Source organism: Planococcus sp. TJ-307, from assembly GCF_058268435.1.
Window position 1 is genome coordinate 1 of record NZ_JBZDOJ010000012.1, and the last position, 15,995, is coordinate 15,995.

General features: G+C 46.4%; 14 protein-coding genes, 1 tRNA gene, 2 rRNA genes, 1 other RNA gene and 1 other annotated feature. Of the genes, 3 read left to right on the forward strand and 15 right to left on the reverse strand.

Annotated features, from left to right (window positions below):
- From AC4EHK_RS19155 to ffs, 5 genes are all read right to left on the reverse strand, one after another.
- Positions 1-77, reverse strand: a 16S ribosomal RNA gene (locus AC4EHK_RS19155); the annotation flags it as partial.
- 471 nt (positions 78-548) lie between these two features.
- On the reverse strand, positions 549-1,145 hold the full coding sequence (gene recR, locus AC4EHK_RS19160) for a recombination mediator RecR (protein ID WP_008497656.1): 597 nt from the start codon (positions 1,143-1,145) through the stop codon (positions 549-551).
- A 12-nt stretch (positions 1,146-1,157) separates the two neighbouring features.
- On the reverse strand, positions 1,158-1,478 hold the full coding sequence (locus AC4EHK_RS19165; RefSeq protein ID WP_308788764.1) for a YbaB/EbfC family nucleoid-associated protein: 321 nt from the start codon (positions 1,476-1,478) through the stop codon (positions 1,158-1,160).
- A 27-nt stretch (positions 1,479-1,505) separates the two neighbouring features.
- Positions 1,506-3,242, reverse strand: a complete 1,737-nt coding sequence (gene dnaX, locus AC4EHK_RS19170; RefSeq protein ID WP_490980327.1) for a DNA polymerase III subunit gamma/tau — start codon at positions 3,240-3,242, stop codon at positions 1,506-1,508.
- Between the two features lie 165 nt (positions 3,243-3,407).
- Positions 3,408-3,673: signal recognition particle sRNA large type (ffs, locus tag AC4EHK_RS19175), an RNA gene on the reverse strand.
- Positions 3,674-3,856: 183 nt separating this feature from the next.
- Between ffs and AC4EHK_RS19180 the strand changes: the two genes are divergently transcribed.
- A tRNA-Ser gene (locus AC4EHK_RS19180) sits at positions 3,857-3,949 on the forward strand.
- Between the two features lie 185 nt (positions 3,950-4,134).
- Here AC4EHK_RS19180 and AC4EHK_RS19185 read toward each other — a convergent pair.
- The 3 genes from AC4EHK_RS19185 to AC4EHK_RS19195 all read right to left on the reverse strand — a co-directional run bounded on the left by AC4EHK_RS19185 (position 4,135) and on the right by AC4EHK_RS19195 (position 6,394).
- Complete coding sequence (locus tag AC4EHK_RS19185; RefSeq protein ID WP_490980328.1) at positions 4,135-4,803, reverse strand: deoxynucleoside kinase; 669 nt, start codon at positions 4,801-4,803, stop codon at positions 4,135-4,137.
- Positions 4,800-5,438: a deoxynucleoside kinase gene (locus tag AC4EHK_RS19190; RefSeq protein WP_490980329.1), complete on the reverse strand. Its 639-nt coding sequence runs from the start codon at positions 5,436-5,438 to the stop codon at positions 4,800-4,802. The genes AC4EHK_RS19185 and AC4EHK_RS19190 overlap by 4 nt, the downstream gene beginning before the upstream one ends.
- 95 nt (positions 5,439-5,533) lie before the next feature.
- A complete protein-coding gene (locus AC4EHK_RS19195; protein ID WP_490980330.1) occupies positions 5,534-6,394 on the reverse strand; it encodes a YitT family protein in 861 nt (286 codons plus the stop codon).
- A gap of 125 nt (positions 6,395-6,519) precedes the next feature.
- Here AC4EHK_RS19195 and tadA point away from each other — a divergent pair, with 125 nt between their 5' ends.
- Positions 6,520-7,008, forward strand: coding sequence for a tRNA adenosine(34) deaminase TadA (gene tadA / locus AC4EHK_RS19200; RefSeq protein ID WP_490980331.1), 489 nt, complete (start codon positions 6,520-6,522; stop codon positions 7,006-7,008).
- Positions 7,009-7,023: 15 nt separating this feature from the next.
- Here tadA and AC4EHK_RS19205 read toward each other — a convergent pair whose 3' ends face one another.
- From AC4EHK_RS19205 to pdxS, 4 genes are all read right to left on the reverse strand, one after another.
- A complete protein-coding gene (locus tag AC4EHK_RS19205) occupies positions 7,024-7,884 on the reverse strand; it encodes an alpha/beta fold hydrolase (protein WP_490980332.1) in 861 nt (286 codons plus the stop codon).
- 91 nt (positions 7,885-7,975) lie between these two features.
- The gene (gene serS / locus AC4EHK_RS19210) at positions 7,976-9,250 is read right to left on the reverse strand and encodes a serine--tRNA ligase (protein ID WP_490980333.1); all 1,275 of its coding nucleotides are present in this window, start codon (positions 9,248-9,250) and stop codon (positions 7,976-7,978) included.
- 65 nt (positions 9,251-9,315) lie between these two features.
- Positions 9,316-9,522: a binding site (T-box leader), on the reverse strand.
- Positions 9,523-9,533: 11 nt separating this feature from the next.
- Positions 9,534-10,148 (reverse strand): pyridoxal 5'-phosphate synthase glutaminase subunit PdxT, encoded by a 615-nt coding sequence (gene pdxT / locus AC4EHK_RS19215; protein ID WP_490980334.1) that lies wholly within the window; start codon positions 10,146-10,148, stop codon positions 9,534-9,536.
- 2 nt (positions 10,149-10,150) lie between these two features.
- On the reverse strand, positions 10,151-11,035 hold the full coding sequence (gene pdxS / locus AC4EHK_RS19220) for a pyridoxal 5'-phosphate synthase lyase subunit PdxS (RefSeq protein WP_490980335.1): 885 nt from the start codon (positions 11,033-11,035) through the stop codon (positions 10,151-10,153).
- A 104-nt stretch (positions 11,036-11,139) separates the two neighbouring features.
- On the opposite strand from pdxS, the gene pdxR reads away from it, so the two are divergent.
- Positions 11,140-12,534, forward strand: coding sequence for a MocR-like pyridoxine biosynthesis transcription factor PdxR (gene pdxR / locus AC4EHK_RS19225; RefSeq protein ID WP_490980336.1), 1,395 nt, complete (start codon positions 11,140-11,142; stop codon positions 12,532-12,534).
- A 40-nt stretch (positions 12,535-12,574) separates the two neighbouring features.
- Here pdxR and AC4EHK_RS19230 read toward each other — a convergent pair whose 3' ends face one another.
- The 3 genes from AC4EHK_RS19230 to rrf all read right to left on the reverse strand — a co-directional run.
- Positions 12,575-13,915 (reverse strand): serine hydrolase, encoded by a 1,341-nt coding sequence (locus tag AC4EHK_RS19230; RefSeq protein WP_490980337.1) that lies wholly within the window; start codon positions 13,913-13,915, stop codon positions 12,575-12,577.
- Positions 13,916-14,042: 127 nt separating this feature from the next.
- Positions 14,043-15,506: an IMP dehydrogenase gene (guaB, locus tag AC4EHK_RS19235; protein ID WP_490980338.1), complete on the reverse strand. Its 1,464-nt coding sequence runs from the start codon at positions 15,504-15,506 to the stop codon at positions 14,043-14,045.
- A gap of 412 nt (positions 15,507-15,918) precedes the next feature.
- A 5S ribosomal RNA gene (gene rrf, locus AC4EHK_RS19240) occupies positions 15,919-15,995 on the reverse strand; the annotation flags it as partial.

The window sequence follows — 15,995 nt, forward strand, 5'->3', positions numbered from 1 at the left end:
CAATGGTTCCGCTCGACTTGCATGTATTAGGCACGCCGCCAGCGTTCGTCCTGAGCCAGGATCAAACTCTCCATTATAGAGTAGTATTGATTGCTCAAATACTTGCTGGCGTTTCGCGGTCTAAACGACGCGCGATTCGCTCGTTGATCTGCATACGCTGATCAGTAAGTTTGCGCGGGCCGTTTTGCGCGGCCGTTGCTGTTTGTTGACGTTTTGCTGTTCAGTTTTCAAGGTTCAAGTTGTTGCGTCGTTCTTGACGACTCCTATGATATTAAAGCATATAGTTCCTGCTGTCAACACTTTTGGCAAATAAAATTATATTCCCAAAACATTAACCGCTGAATTCAACTTTCCTTCTATAGTAGAGAATGAAAAAGAAATCAAATGAAGGGCTTCAGAAAGCCACTTCTCCTGACTTCTCTCCATTTCTTTTTCATCATATAAAAAAATACCAGCTTGTCTGACAACTATATGCCAAACATAATTAATCAGAATATTTCCCATTTAAAAGAAGTTTAAAAGCTTGGTTTGCGACACTTACTTCTATACTATAGTTCGCGCCGTCCTTCCAATGCTTTCGATAAAGTCACTTCATCGGCATACTCCAAATCGCCGCCTACTGGAAGCCCGTGGGCAATCCGAGTCGTTTTGATTCCCGAAGGTCTAACGAGGCGTGAAATGTACATCGCTGTCGCTTCCCCTTCAATTGTTGGATTTGTTGCCAGAATGAGCTCCTCTACTTCTTCGTCCTGAAGACGTTTCAATAGAGACGGCACATTAATGTCTTCTGGTCCAATCCCATCCATTGGAGAGATGGCTCCCTGCAAGACATGGTACAAGCCTTTGTAATCGCGCATCTTTTCCATTGCAATTACATCTTTCGGGTCTTGAACCACACAAATCGTCGTACGGTCGCGCTGCTGGTCCTGGCAAATATGGCACGGGTCCACATCGGTAATATGGCCGCATACTGAACAGAAGCTTAAATTCCGTTTGGCATCAACAAGTGCTTTCGCAAAGTCGAGCACGGTATCTTCTTTCATGCCGAGCACAAAAAATGCCAGCCGGGCCGCTGTTTTCGGCCCGATCCCTGGCAATTTCATAAAACTCTCCATTAATTTCGAAATCGGTTCTGGATAATGCATCTGGTTTACCTCCTAGAACATGCCCGGGAGATTTAAGCCCTTCGTGAATTTCCCCATTGTGGAATTCGCATGTTCATCCGCTTTTTTGAACGCTTCGTTTGTCGCTACAATCAAAAGATCCTGCAGCATTTCAACATCTTCAGGATCGACTACTGTCGGATCCAACACAACATCCAATACTTCTTTGTGGCCGGATACAGTAACTTTGACCATCCCGCCGCCAGCTGCTCCCTCGAACTTCAATGTTCCAAGTTCTTCTTGGGCAACCGCCATCTCTTTTTGCATTTTTTGCATTTGCTTCATCATGCCTTGCATATTTCCTCCACCGCGCATAATTAGTTCCTCCTTAGAATTTTCATTTTAATCGTCATGAACTTCGACAAAGTCTTTTCCGAAAAGACGCTCGGCTTCAGAGATGAACGGATCTTCTTCCGCTGCAGCTCCTTCACCCGAAAACGGATTTTCTTCTTCAGCCTCTGACTGTTTTTCTTCAGTGCCTGCCTTCGATCCGCTCTTTTTAATAAACTCTTCACGGATTTTCAGCCAACTGGCGTCCGGAACAAAAACCGGCGTATAAGCCTTGCCTGCATACTGCTCCAGCAGCTGGCTGAATGTTGCGGCAAACGTCTGGTTTTCCGAAGCCATCTGGCAATGAATATCATACTTGAATTTTAACACAAATGCATCCGCTGATGCCGCTACAGGCTCAGCATCGTTCAATAAAGCCGAATGCGAACGCTGCAATTGGCTCATCACTGTTGCCCAATTGGTTTTAATGGCTTGAATATCTGCTTTGGTCGCGTTTTTTAAGACATCTTGAATGCGTCCTGTTGGTATTTTAAAGCTGCTTTGCGCACGCTGGCGTTTTTTCTGCTCAGCCGGTGCTGGTGCCGCTGCCCCGCTCACTGCACCATTTTTTACTTGCTGCTGCAATTCGCGCACCAAGTTTTCCAGTTGAATAACTTTGGCCTCCAGCTCAGGCGATACCGCAGAAGCTGTGCTTTGGACCGGCACATCTGCCTGCGCCATTTTCAGCAATGCGGTTTCCATATAAATTTTTGTATGGTTTGAAAAGCGCATTTCCTGCTGGGTTTTGGATAAAATATCAATCCACGTGTAAAGCGTGGCTGGTTCAAAACGCTTGGCCAGCTCCTCAAAGCGCGCTTCGTGCGTCGCCAACTCCAACATATCGTGAAGGTCCGGCGCAGTCTGGATCAACAGCAAGTCCCGGAAGAAGGTAATAAAATCCTCAACCAGGCGCACGGGATCTTTGCCGTCACGCACCAATTGTTCCAGCAGCGTCAATGCCTGGCCGATGTCCTTAGCAAGCAGCGCTTCCGCAATGCCGTAGAACATGTCCTGGCTGATCGAGCCTGTGACGAGCAAAGCGTCTTCAACGGTCATCTCGTCCCCGCTGAAAGACACAACTTGATCCAACAGGCTAAGCGCATCCCGCATCCCACCAGCCGCAGCCTGGGCAATTATTTTAAGTACTTGTTCGTTGTAAGGAATTTGTGCATCCGTCAGCACTTCCACCATACGCGAAACGATGTCTACCTGCGTATGCGATTTAAAATCAAAGCGCTGGCAGCGGGAAATGATCGTCAACGGCAGCTTGTGCGGCTCTGTTGTTGCCAAAATGAAGACCACATGTTCAGGCGGCTCTTCTAATGTTTTCAACAGCGCATTGAAGGCACTGTTCGACAGCATGTGCACTTCATCAATGATGTAGATTTTAAAGCGTGAATTTGCGGGTGAAAAGCGGACTTTTTCAATAATTTCCCGCATTTCTTCCACACGTGAATTGGAAGCTGCATCAAATTCGATGACATCGGTATTGGACCCTTCGTTGATGCTTTTGCAGGAAGCACATTCGTTGCACGGTTCCGCTGATGGAGCCTGCTCACAGTTTAATGCTTTCGCAAAGATCTTGGCTGCACTGGTCTTACCTGTTCCTCTCGGTCCTGAAAACAAATAAGCATGTGTTGTCTTATTGTAAAGGAGAGCGTTTTGAAGGGTTTGTTTGACATGCGTCTGACCTGTCATGTCGGAAAAGGACTGGGGTCTGTAAACACGGTAAAAAGCTTGATACGCCAACTTGTTCTCTCCTTTTGATTAATCTATTTTTCGTCCTATCATTATACCATAAAAGAGCAGTCTTTCTGAATGATTTCCCCGATTGACACAAAGCCATTCCGTGAATAAAACAATAAAAAAACCTGCCCGCTCAAGAGCGGACAGGTTTGAATTTACATATTATTGCCGTGCACCTTTCTTCGACTGCTGCACATAAGCGTTACCCTTGTCGCTGGCTCGATCTAGGCGATCCCGCGGCACATGGAATGTTCCACTTAATGCTGCTTCCTTCCGGACCTGACATGGTTCATGGGATCCCATTGCGCAGGACCCAGATGTCAACACTACGTGCAAGAGGCAGACCTTACATACAAACAGCCTCAGAAAGGAATTCAGTCCTGCTAAAGCGGATTGCAGGTTACAGGACACCGCTATCTTCCCACCTAGCACGGCATTTACTAGTATACGAATTAATCAGCCAAAAATCAATCCGTAACCTTCATTCAAGAACAATTTCTTTTTTTAAACAGGCTAACTGCTGACTGTTACACGATTTTTATCGATTAGTTTAGAAAAAATCAAAAAACGGTTGACAGCGATTATTCATCCATGATAAATTAGTTCTTGTCCAATACGGAGGAATACCCAAGTTTGGCTGAAGGGATCGGTCTTGAAAACCGACAGGGGAGTCAAATCCCGCGGGGGTTCGAATCCCTCTTCCTCCTCCATTATTTTGAATTTACACGCGCATATAAATTCGAGATTGGATTCGTTACGCAAGTAACGAATTTTTCTTAAATGCTATGTGTCTGATTATTTCGATATAGAGTACCGGAGAGCTTATGCTTTCCGGTTTTTTTTATTTCCCGGGAAATATGAAGAAACCCTTGAGCATTGCTGCTCAAGGGTTTCTTCATTTGCGTAGAATAGAAGTTTGTTTCATGAATCCGCCAATGCGCTCAACAATCTGCTCGGAGCAATCCGGATCGTTCATCAAATCGTAATCATTGATGTTCAAACGCAGCACTGGGCATCCGTTGAAAGAATTGATCCAACTTTCATAGCGTTGATGCATTTCCTGCCAATAATCCACCGGCGTCTGCTGCTCCATTGCCCGGCCGCGTTCCTGGATGCGGGAAAGGATATCTTCAATCGAACCTTCCAAGTAAATCAGCAAGTCCGGATGCGGGAAATACGGCGTCATGACCATCGCCTCGAACAAATTGGTGTACGTTTCGTAATCGACATTGTTCATCGTGCCTTTTTCCCAATGCATTTTCGCAAAAATACCGGTATCTTCATAGATCGAACGATCCTGGATAAATCCACCGCCGTATTCAAACATCCGCTTCTGCTCTTTAAAGCGTTCGGCCAAAAAATAGATTTGCAAATGGAAGCTCCATTTTTCAAAATCATCGTAAAACAAATCCAAGTACGGATTGGTGTCGACGTTTTCAAATGATGTGCGGAACTGCAAGGCATCGGCTAAAGCTTTCGTCATCGTTGATTTTCCGACACCTACTGTGCCAGCTATGGTAATTACCGCATTCTGTGGAATGCCGTATTTTTCTCGTAAGTTCATAAGGTCAAGCTCCTCTTTTGTAAAGTTCGGTCCACCTTGTCCAAGATCAGCTGAAGATCTCCGCTGTTTTGGACAAAGTCAATTTCATCGCCGTTAAAACGCAGCACCGGGATTTCCGGATGTTCACGCTCAAAACGCTCAATAAACTCATGATAGTCTGCGGCCAGCTGTTCCATGTAATCGGGTGTAATCATCTGTTCGAATTCACGGCCCCGCAATTTGATGCGCTTCATCAAGGTATCCAGGCTGGCATGCAGGTAAATAACCATATTGGGTTTCGGCATATCCACCGTCAGGATTTTGTAGATGGCTTCGTACTTGGCGTATTCGGCTTCCGGCAGTGTGCGCTTTGCAAAGATGAGGTTTTTAAAAATATGGTAATCTGCTACGACCGGTTCACGGTTCGATATGAACTTTTTCTGGATATCAGCCAATTGCTTATAGCGATTGCATAGAAAGAACATCTCCGTTTGGAAACTCCACTCTGCTATATCTTCGTAGAATTTATTTAAAAATGGGTTTTCGTCAACAATTTCTTTTAACAGCTGAAATTGATTTTGATCGGCGAGCGCTTTGGTCAGCGACGTTTTCCCTACACCGATCGGACCTTCTACCGTGATGAATGGCACCGGCATGCGAAGTCCTCCTTTTTCGATTCAAGTAAAGTACAATGCCATTTATTTTAACACACAGCTCTTCTTAAAAGTAGAGTGAAAAGTTGGCACTTTGATCAGTGGATCGGTGCTTTAAAGGTCCCGCCGTGCACTTCCTGCGTCGCCATGATGGTCAAAAAGGCTTTGGAATCGATATCTGCCACAATTTGTTTGAGTTTGGTAATTTCCAGGCGTGTAACCACCACATAAATAACATCTTTCGGCGAATTGAGGTAGCCGCCTTTGCCATGCAGTTTCGTAAAACTGCGGCCAAGACGGTCGTTGATGGCCAATCCGATTTCTTCGTACTCTTCCGATATGATCAGCACCGCTTTCGTATCGTCCAAGCCCTGAATCACCACATCGATGGTTTTTGACGCAATGTAATACGTCAATACGGAATACATCGCCTGTTCCATTCCAAGCACAAATGCTGCCCATCCAAAAATGAAAACATTGAAGAACATGACAAATTCTCCAACCGAAAATGGCAGCTTTTTCGTCAGCAAAATCCCGAGAATTTCTGTGCCGTCAAGTGCACCGCCATTACGGATCACAATTCCCACACCCGCTCCAAGAAGCAAGCCGCCAAAAACGGTCGCCAGTAATGGATCTTCCACGAACGGTTCAATCTTGTGCATCGGAATTTCGATCAATGCCAAGGCCACGATGGAAAAAATTGAAGAGATAAAAAAATTGCGGCCGATGTGCTTGTAGCCGAAATAAAGGAACGGCAAATTGATCGCAACCAGCAATATACCAAAAGGGATGACCGTTAAATAGTCCAATATCAATGAAATTCCAATAATCCCACCATCAATGATCGAATTCGGAACAAGAAACAATTCGATGGCAGCCGCTGCCATCGTGGCACCAATGAACATAAAGATAAAGCGGACCGTAAAATGGAGCGGTTTTTCCTTTTTGTGCTGTTTCATCCTCGAATCACTCCCCGGTTTCTAATTTCTCTATTTTACGCTGTTATGGGTTTTTTGTCTGCCTGGTATTTCCTGCTTTTTTTGCGGATGGAAAATGCTACACTAGAGCCAAGGAGCGATGCATGATGAACGGAATGGAAAAAGACCATTTTTATATGGGGCTGGCAATTGAAGAAGCACAAAAAGCAGGTGCCAAAGGTGAGGTGCCGATCGGTGCTGTTATCGTCCATCAGGACCAGGTGATTGCCCGGGCACACAACTTGCGGGAAACGACACAAAATGCGGTTACTCACGCAGAGTTGTTGGCGATACAGCAAGCCTGTCTGCATCTTGGCAACTGGCGGCTGGAAGACGCAAAGATTTACGTTACGTTAGAGCCTTGTCCCATGTGCGCGGGCGCTATCCTGCAATCCCGTATTCCCCACGTGGTCTACGGCGCACGGGATGCCAAAGCAGGCAGCGTGGATTCTTTGTACCGTCTGTTAAATGATGACCGCTTTAACCATCAATGCCAAGTTACAGAAAATGTCATGGCTGACGAATGCGGACAACTGCTAACCCAATTTTTCCGGAATCTTCGGGAACTCAAAAAACAAAAGCGGAGGACCTTGTAACAGGTCTTCCGCTTTTTATTCGCTGATAAATTGAGCCAGCAGCCGGTTAACAATTTCCGGCTGTTCATGATGGACCCAATGAGTGGCTTCTCCGACAACCACCAGATTAACGTCTTCGCAAAAAGCCAGACTTTCTGTTGCCAGCATCGGCGACAAGAACTGGTCACCAAGCCCCCAAATGATTCTGACCGGTACTTGGATTTTTGTCTCAGGCACTTGCCCCAAACTGCCCCGCCGTATGGCTCGGTACCAATTGAGCATCGCGGTCAGGGCACCAGGTTGCGCCCATGCCGTTTTGTATTGCTCGATTTCCTGCTTGGAGAACGTCCCTGGATTGCTGGTTTGCTCCAGGCTTTGCTGCATCACTTTGAACTGTCCTTTGCTGAGAGACTGTTCCGGCAGATTCGGCAGCTGGAAAAAGGCGATATAGGAACTCTTCATCCATTGCAATGGATTTTTCTTGAATACCCGAGGCATCGCTTTCGGGTGCGGGATGTTCAGGACAATCAGCTTGTCCACATGTTCCGGCCGCGTCGCTGCCAAATGCCAGGCGACTGCACCGCCCCAATCGTGGCCGATGATAATGGCAGTTTCTTTTTGGAAATGCTTGATGATGCCGATGACATCGTCCCGCAGAGAGTCGACAGTGTAATGTTCAATTCCTTTCGGTTTATCGCTCAAATTGTAGCCGCGCTGGTCCGGTATTGCCACCCGGTAGCCTTTTTCCGCTAAAAACTGAAGTTGATTGGTCCAGCCAAACCAAAACTCCGGAAAGCCGTGCAGCAATACCACTAAAGGGCCGTCCTCAGGTCCTGCTACTGCCGTATGAAGTTTGATGCCATTTGTTTCTATAAACTGAAAGCTCACGTTTTCCATTGCCTAACTCCTCTCTCTTTTTCTTTTACCCTACTCTTACCCTCATTTCCAAACAAAAAAGCTCAAAAGCAATGTGCTTTTGAGCCTTTTATTACTTAATTGTCTTTTTGCCGCCCATGTATGGCTGCAATACTTCTGGTATATTGATAGACCCGTCTTCCTGCTGGCAGTTTTCAAGTAATGCTGCCACGGTCCGGCCGATTGCCAGACCGCTGCCATTCAAGGTGTGGACAAATTCCGGTTTGCCGGTTGCTTCTCGGCGGAATTTGATATTTGCGCGCCGCGCTTGGAAATCCTCAAAATTACTGCAAGAAGAAATTTCCCGGTACGTTTCCTGACTTGGAATCCAAACTTCGATGTCGTATTTTTTGGCAGCTGTAAAACCAAGATCTGCTGTACACATCTTCAGGACGCGGTATGGCAGGCCTAAAAGCTGAAGTACTTTCTCTGCGTGGCCCGTCAATTTCTCCAATTCATCATAAGAATCCTCTGGCTTCACAAAGCGTACCAGTTCAACTTTGTTAAATTGGTGCTGTCTGATCAACCCGCGTGTGTCCCGGCCTGCAGAACCTGCTTCAGAGCGGAAATTCGCGCTGTAAGAAGCGAAGGCTTGCGGCAGCATATCCGCTGTTAAAATTTCATCGCGGTAGAAGTTGGTGACCGGCACTTCTGATGTTGGAATCAGGAAATAATCCTCTTTCTCGATCAGGAACGCATCTTCTTCAAATTTCGGCAATTGGCCTGTGCCCGTCAGGCTTTCGCGGTTGACCATATACGGCGGCAGCATTTCTTCGTAGCCATGCTCTTCCTGGTGAAGGTCCATCATAAAGTTGATCAATGCGCGCTCCAGACGTGCTCCGAGTCCACGGTAAAAAACAAAACGGCTCCCGGTCACTTTAGCTGCACGTTCAAAATCGATGATATTCAGATTGGTGCCTAAATCCCAATGCGCTTTGACTTCAAAACCAAATTCCGGTTTGTCGCCCCATGTGCGGATTTCTTCGTTATCGTCTTCAGAATCGCCGAATGGAACGCTGTCATGCGGAATGTTTGGTACACGCATCATGATGTAGTTCAAGCTGTCTTCCACTTTCCGCAGCTCTTCATCGATGGCTTTGATTTGTTCGCCAACTTCCCGCATTTTCACAATGGCTTCGTCCGCATTTTCTTTCGCCCGTTTCATCGCAGCGATATTTTGAGACGCCTCGTTGCGCTCGGCTTTCAATGTTTCAGTTTGGGCAATCAATTCACGCCGTTTTACATCCAATCCTTCAAAATCATCCAGCACCGAAATATCTTCTCCGCGCTTCGCCAGTTTGGCTTTTACTTCTTCAAAATTGGCACGTACAAAACGAATATCTAACATAGTATTTCCTCCTCAAAATTGGAATAACATAAAAAAAGACAACAAAAATAGCCCCCATCCCTTGGTAAAGGGACGAGAGCTACCCGCGTTGCCACCCTGATTGATCGGCATCAGCCAATCCTCTTCATCACATAACGGCATTAAAACCGGCAATGGCTTTTTTCGCCATGCAACTCCGGGGTGGATTCAAACGCGTTTTTCACCGGTTCGCACCAACCACCGGCTCTCTTTGGAAAAACAATCGCTTTACTACTTCCCATCAACGTTTCTTCTTTGAAATTAATCATACTTTACTATAAATTGATCTATTTGGCAAGAGAAGGTCTGACTTGTGTGGGATCATGCTTAAAAAATATTCCGTGATGCGATGGTCTTCTGTCAATTCGGGATGAAACGAACAGCCCAAAAATTGGCCGCTTTTTGCCATGACAATTTTCCCGTCGTGAACACACAGTACTTCAGCTGATGCTCCCACGCTGACAATGTGCGGCGCTCGGATAAATACCGCTTCAAAAGCTCCATCGATGCCTTTAATGTCAAGCGGCGCTTCAAAGCTGTCCACTTGCCGTCCGAATGAATTTCGCTCAACCGCCACGTCCATGACGCCCAAATGCGCTTGGTTCGAACCCACTACTGTTTTAGCAAGCAGAATCAGCCCCGCACACGTGCCAAACATCGGTTTCCCGGTTTCGGCAAAATCCCGAAGCGGTTCCATTAAGCCGTAACGATCGATCAAACGCCGCATCGTCGTGCTCTCGCCGCCGGGCAAGATGAGTGCATCCAACTCTTCAAGATCTTTCGGCCATTTTACCGGAACCGCTTCTGCTCCACAGGCTGTGATTGACTGGAGATGTTCCCGGACCGCTCCTTGCAAAGCGAGAACTCCAACTCGTTTCATCTTTACCAGCCCCGCTCCTGCATGCGTTCGCCCGCAGCAATCGTTGAAATTTCAATGCCTTTCATGGCAATGCCCAGATCTTTCGACAGCTCCGCAATCAATTTATAATCCTGGTAATGCGTTGTCGCCTCGACAATGGCACGAGCAAAGCGTTCCGGATTATCCGATTTGAAGATGCCCGATCCAACGAATACGCCGTCCGCCCCCAGTTCCATCATCAATGCCGCATCCGCCGGTGTCGCCACACCGCCAGCTGCAAAATTGACCACCGGCAAACGGCCCAGGCTCTTCACCTCTTTTAAAAATTCATAGGAAGCTCCGAGGTTTCGGGCTTCGGTCATCAATTCATCTTCACTCATCGCGATTACTTTCCTCACTTCCGCATTCACCTGGCGCAAATGACGGACCGCTTCGACAATATTGCCTGTTCCCGGTTCGCCTTTCGTGCGCAGCATGGAAGCTCCTTCACCGATTCTGCGCGCCGCTTCCCCCAAATTCCGGCAGCCGCAGACAAACGGCACCGTATATTGGTTTTTCAACAAATGAAATTCTTCATCGGCAGGCGTCAATACTTCGCTTTCGTCAATATAATCGACACCCATCGCTTCCAGGATGCGAGCTTCCACAATATGCCCTATGCGCGCTTTTGCCATGACTGGAATCGATACGGCTTGCATTACCTCTTCTGTAATGCGCGGATCGGCCATGCGGGCTACTCCCCCGTCTCTCCGGATGTCGGAAGGCACACGTTCAAGTGCCATAACGGCAGTAGCTCCAGCAGCTTCAGCAATGCGGGCTTGTTCCGCATTGACCACATCCATAATCACTCCGCCTTTTTGCATTTCGGCCATTCCTCTTTTTACGCGATCTGTTCCGTGCTGACTCATTTACTAATTCCCCCTATTCGTTAATAAATTCAGTATAATAGAGATTGACCATATAAAAAGACTCAGTTTCATTCATTTCAATAAGGTCAGTTGGAGGAAAGCAAATGGACATGCTCATGTTTCAGCTTCAAAAACAATCTCAGACTCCTTTATACAAACAGCTTTATCGGGAAATCAAAAAAGCCATTATTGATGGGACCATCCAGGTGGATACCAAATTGCCAAGCAAGCGAAAGTTGGCGGATTACCTGCAAATCAGCCAAACTACAGTAGAGCTTGCCTATTCCCAACTAGTCGCTGAAGGGTTTATCGAATCTCGTCCGCGCAAAGGATTTTATGCCCAGCCGGTCGAAGAACTTGCCTATTTGGATAGTTCCCATGACAAGCCGGTTCCAAAAGAAAAGATTTCCTATAAAGTGGATTTTAACTCTGCGAGCATCGACACACACTCGTTTCCCTTTGCCACCTGGCGCAAACTGACACGTGATATTTTGGACGAATCCAATCACGAATGGTTATTATCCGGCCACCCCCAAGGCGACGAAGCATTGCGTCAGGAAATTGCCCGCTACTTGTATCAGTCCAGAGGCGTTGTCTGCGATGCAGATCAGATTGTGGTCGGTTCCGGGACAGAGCAGCTTTTGCCGCTGCTCATTCGCCTGCTCGATAAAACGCTTATTTATGGCTACGAAAATCCTGGTTATGCGCTGACCCACAGCATTTTCAGCCATCATGAACGCCAGGCGATTCCGATTGAAATCGACCCTGACGGAATCAATATCAGTGAATTGGAAGCCTCGGACGTAGACGTCGCTTATGTTACTCCTTCTCACCAGTTTCCATCAGGCTCTGTGCTGAGTGCTACCAAGCGAGCTCAATTGCTGAACTGGGCTGCGGCCAAGCCGGAACGCTATGTTATTGAAGACGATTATGACAGCGAATTCCGTTACACAAGCCGGCCGATCCCTGCACTCCAAAGCATGGACCTGAGCGACCGGGTCATCTACCTCAGCACCTTTTCCAAATCGCTCATGCCGTCACTGCGCATTGCTTATATGGTTTTGCCAAAACGGCTGCTGCGGGCATATCAGCAAACTTTTCTTCATTATTCTTCATCGGTGCCAAGGCACGATCAGCAACTGGTCGCCAAATTCATGAAAGATGGCCATTTTGCACGCCATCTCAACCGCATGCGCAAGCTCTATCAAAAGAAAATCAAACAACTCAGCTCGTCTCTGGCATTGTTCGCACCAGCTGTAACAGTTTCTGGCGAACAAGCAGGCATGCATATCGTCCTTACCATTCAGACATCACTACGCGAAGAAGAGCTCGTAAAACGTGCAAAAAGAGCTGGCATTCGCGTCACCGGCCTGCAATCCTATGACGTGCATAAAAGAGCCGGTACACAACCCAAAATTGTACTTGGATTTGGCGGCTTATCGGAACAAGAAATTCATTCCGGCATCATTGATTTGATGGCTTGCTGGGAAATCCAATGAAAAAAGCCGTTCATCTTTTTTAGATGAACGGCTTTCCCTATTAAAATAACCCTTTTACAAAACTACCGGCATCGTCCCAAAGAGATGACAGGAAGCCTCCAGCATTGCGCATTGTGAGGGAAGTCCAATTGGCGCGATCGACAGATTCAGTGGTCGCCACTTCAACTTTAACGCCACTGCCGCTCAAATAACCGTAATCCGTGCCATCTGCTGTTGTCAGCTGGAGTGTCCCGACCACTAAATCCTTTTCCACATCTGCTTCGAGTTTGCCGTCTTGAACGACCGAATCGTCCAGCTGCAATTCTGGTTGATAGGAGTCTTTGTCCGCTGTCCGAATCATCATGGAGACCGGTTCTGTGACGGCAATCGCTACTTCTTCTTCTACACCTTTTTCAACATCCAAAGTTTCTTGGCCTTCAAACTGGTATCCTGCAGGAATGATTTCTTCTGTCGTAAACTGGTCAAAACCAAAGTCCAGCAAATCACGCGTTGCTTCAAAACGAGCTTTGTAGGAACCAACTCCTTCACGATCGACCGCACCCATAACTACCGTAATAAAGCGGGTGTCATCACGCTTGGCTGTCCCTGCAAACGAATATCCGGCAAAATCCGTACTGCCGGTTTTCAATCCATCCACACCTTCGTACTCATAAATCAAGCCAGGCAGCATAGAATTCCAGTTTTCCATCCGCGTTTCATCCGCCGTTCCTTCACGGAACATCATTAATGGAATTTTTGTGGTGTCCAGCACTTCTGGATAGTCATCCAACAAAATTTTTGTCAGTTTGGCAACCGAACGCGCCGTCATTATATTTTCACCCGTTTCTTCGGTTCCTTCCGGATACATTCCCATCAAGCTTGAATTGCTGAGGCCAGTCGAATTAACGAAAGTGGTTTCTTCCAAGCCCATTTCTTCGGCTTTTTCATTCATCAAGCGAACAAATTCACTTTCTGTACCTGCAATCGTCTCTGCAATTCCGATGGTTGCGGCATTGGCCGAGAAAATAGCCATCGCTTCGTAGAGTTCTTTGATGGTATAAGCGCCGTCTTCACGAAACGGCACATTGCTCAAACGCATGTCCTGAGAAATCTGATAGGCATAATCCGTCACTTGGTACTCCTGATCCCAAGAAACACGCCCTTCTTCAATCGCTTCAAACAATAAGTATTCCGTCATCATCTTTGTCATGCTGGCCACCCCTAAAGGCGCTGCAGCATTTTTTTCATAGAGAATTTTGCCACTCTCAGCATCTACCAAGATCGCAGCTTCCGCCATTATATTTAATGATTCTTCCGCCTTTGCCTGCTGCGGAACAATTGAAGTCAGTGCTAATGCAGCCAGCAAGGCTGTCAGTAATCCTTTATTAAAAATCTTTTTCACTTGTATAATACCTCCGTCGATAAGATTCCACATGCTATTTTAGCATATTCTTTGGACCTAAAAATAAAAATATGAAAAAAGCACCTTTTCCATCATCAGAATGATGGAAAAGGTGCCGATTGATCTATTAAAGAGAGTAGTTAGGTGACTCTTTCGTAATTTGGACATCATGCGGATGGCTTTCGCGCAACCCTGCACCCGTCATACGAATAAACTGGGCTTCTTCACGCAAAGTCTGCAAATCTTTTGTTCCGCAATAGCCCATTCCTGCACGAATCCCGCCAAGCAATTGGTGGATCGTATCCGAAAGCTGCCCTTTATATGGCATGCGGCCTTCAATGCCTTCCGGTACCAATTTTTTCGCATCGTCCTGGAAATAGCGGTCTTTAGAACCTTTTTCCATAGAGGCGATTGATCCCATGCCTCGGTATGTTTTAAATTGACGGCCTTGGAAGATTTCAGTTTCTCCTGGACTTTCAGTTGTACCGGCCAGTAAGCTTCCCAGCATCACAACGTGTCCGCCTGCTGCCAAAGCTTTAATGATGTCTCCGGAATATTTGATTCCGCCATCAGCGATAATCGCTTTGCCATGCTTGCGTGCTTCTGTTGCACAATCGTAAACAGCCGTAATCTGCGGAACACCAACACCTGCTACAACACGTGTCGTACAGATCGAACCTGGACCAATTCCGACTTTCACAACATCTGCACCGGCTTCAATTAATGCTTTTGTGCCTGTAGCAGTCGCTACGTTGCCGGCAATGATCGCCAATTCCGGATAAGCTGCGCGGATTTGTTCGACCATACCCAAAACGCCTGCTGAATGGCCGTGAGCCGTGTCCAATACGATTACATCAACAGAAGCTTTGACCAAATGCTCAACGCGTTTCATGGTGTCAGAAGTAACGCCAACAGCGGCGCCAACCAGCAACCGTCCGTGCTTGTCTTTTGCAGCATTCGGGAATTCAATCACTTTTTCAATGTCTTTAATGGTAATCAACCCTTTAAGAACACCTTGGTCATCAACAATTGGCAATTTCTCAATTTTGTACTGCTGCAAAATCTTTTCCGCATCTTCCAAGGTCGTTCCAACAGGAGCTGTAACCAACTTCTCCTTTGTCATCACATCGTTGATTTTTAACGAATAGTCTTGGATAAAACGCAAATCGCGGTTTGTAATGATCCCAACCAGCTTCAGTTCCTCTTTATTGTTAACAATCGGTACACCCGAAATCCGATATTTGCCCATTAAATGCTCGGCATCGTACACCTGGTGTTCCGGTGTTAAGAAGAAAGGATCTGTAATAACGCCATTCTCTGAACGTTTTACCGTAACCACTTGTTCCGCTTGTTCTTCAATGCTCATGTTTTTGTGAATGATTCCTAATCCACCCTGGCGAGCCATCGCAATGGCCATTTTGGCTTCCGTTACGGTATCCATGCCTGCACTGATCACTGGAATTTTCAACTTAAGAGTTGGGGTCAATTCAACGGCCAAATCAATGTCTTTCGGTAAAACTTCCGAATGAGCTGGTACAAGTAATACATCATCAAACGTTAAGCCTTCTTTAACAAATTTCGATTCCCACATAAGTAGACGCGCCTCCTGCTTCCTTTTAAATATTATTGTAAGGTTATCAGCGCGGATATGGTGTGTCAAGAAACTAAAAAAAGAAAAACTATTTAGAATACTTAATCGGGGTGTTTATAAAGCATTTTAATCTTTATTGAGACATTTAATTCATTCATATTTCTTTTGCTGAGAATCCTTAGGGGTTTAAGATCGAGTGTTTATTTATAGACCGCTTTAGCCGCAGCTTCTGTGCCAAGCCAATTGCTTAACAAAATATGTGACCATGTATCATGCCAGATTAGAAGAACAAGCAGAATTTTAGCAGCCAGTGCTAATAAGCAATGACTAATGAGGAATAATTCACCTTATTTTTATAAAACACAAAAAAAAGCCGTTACCGGAATCGGTAACGACTTGTTTGTCTTGAAATGCCCAGCGACGTCTTACTCTCACAGGGGGAGACCCCCAACTACCATCAGCGCAAAAGAGCTTAACTGCCGTGTTCGG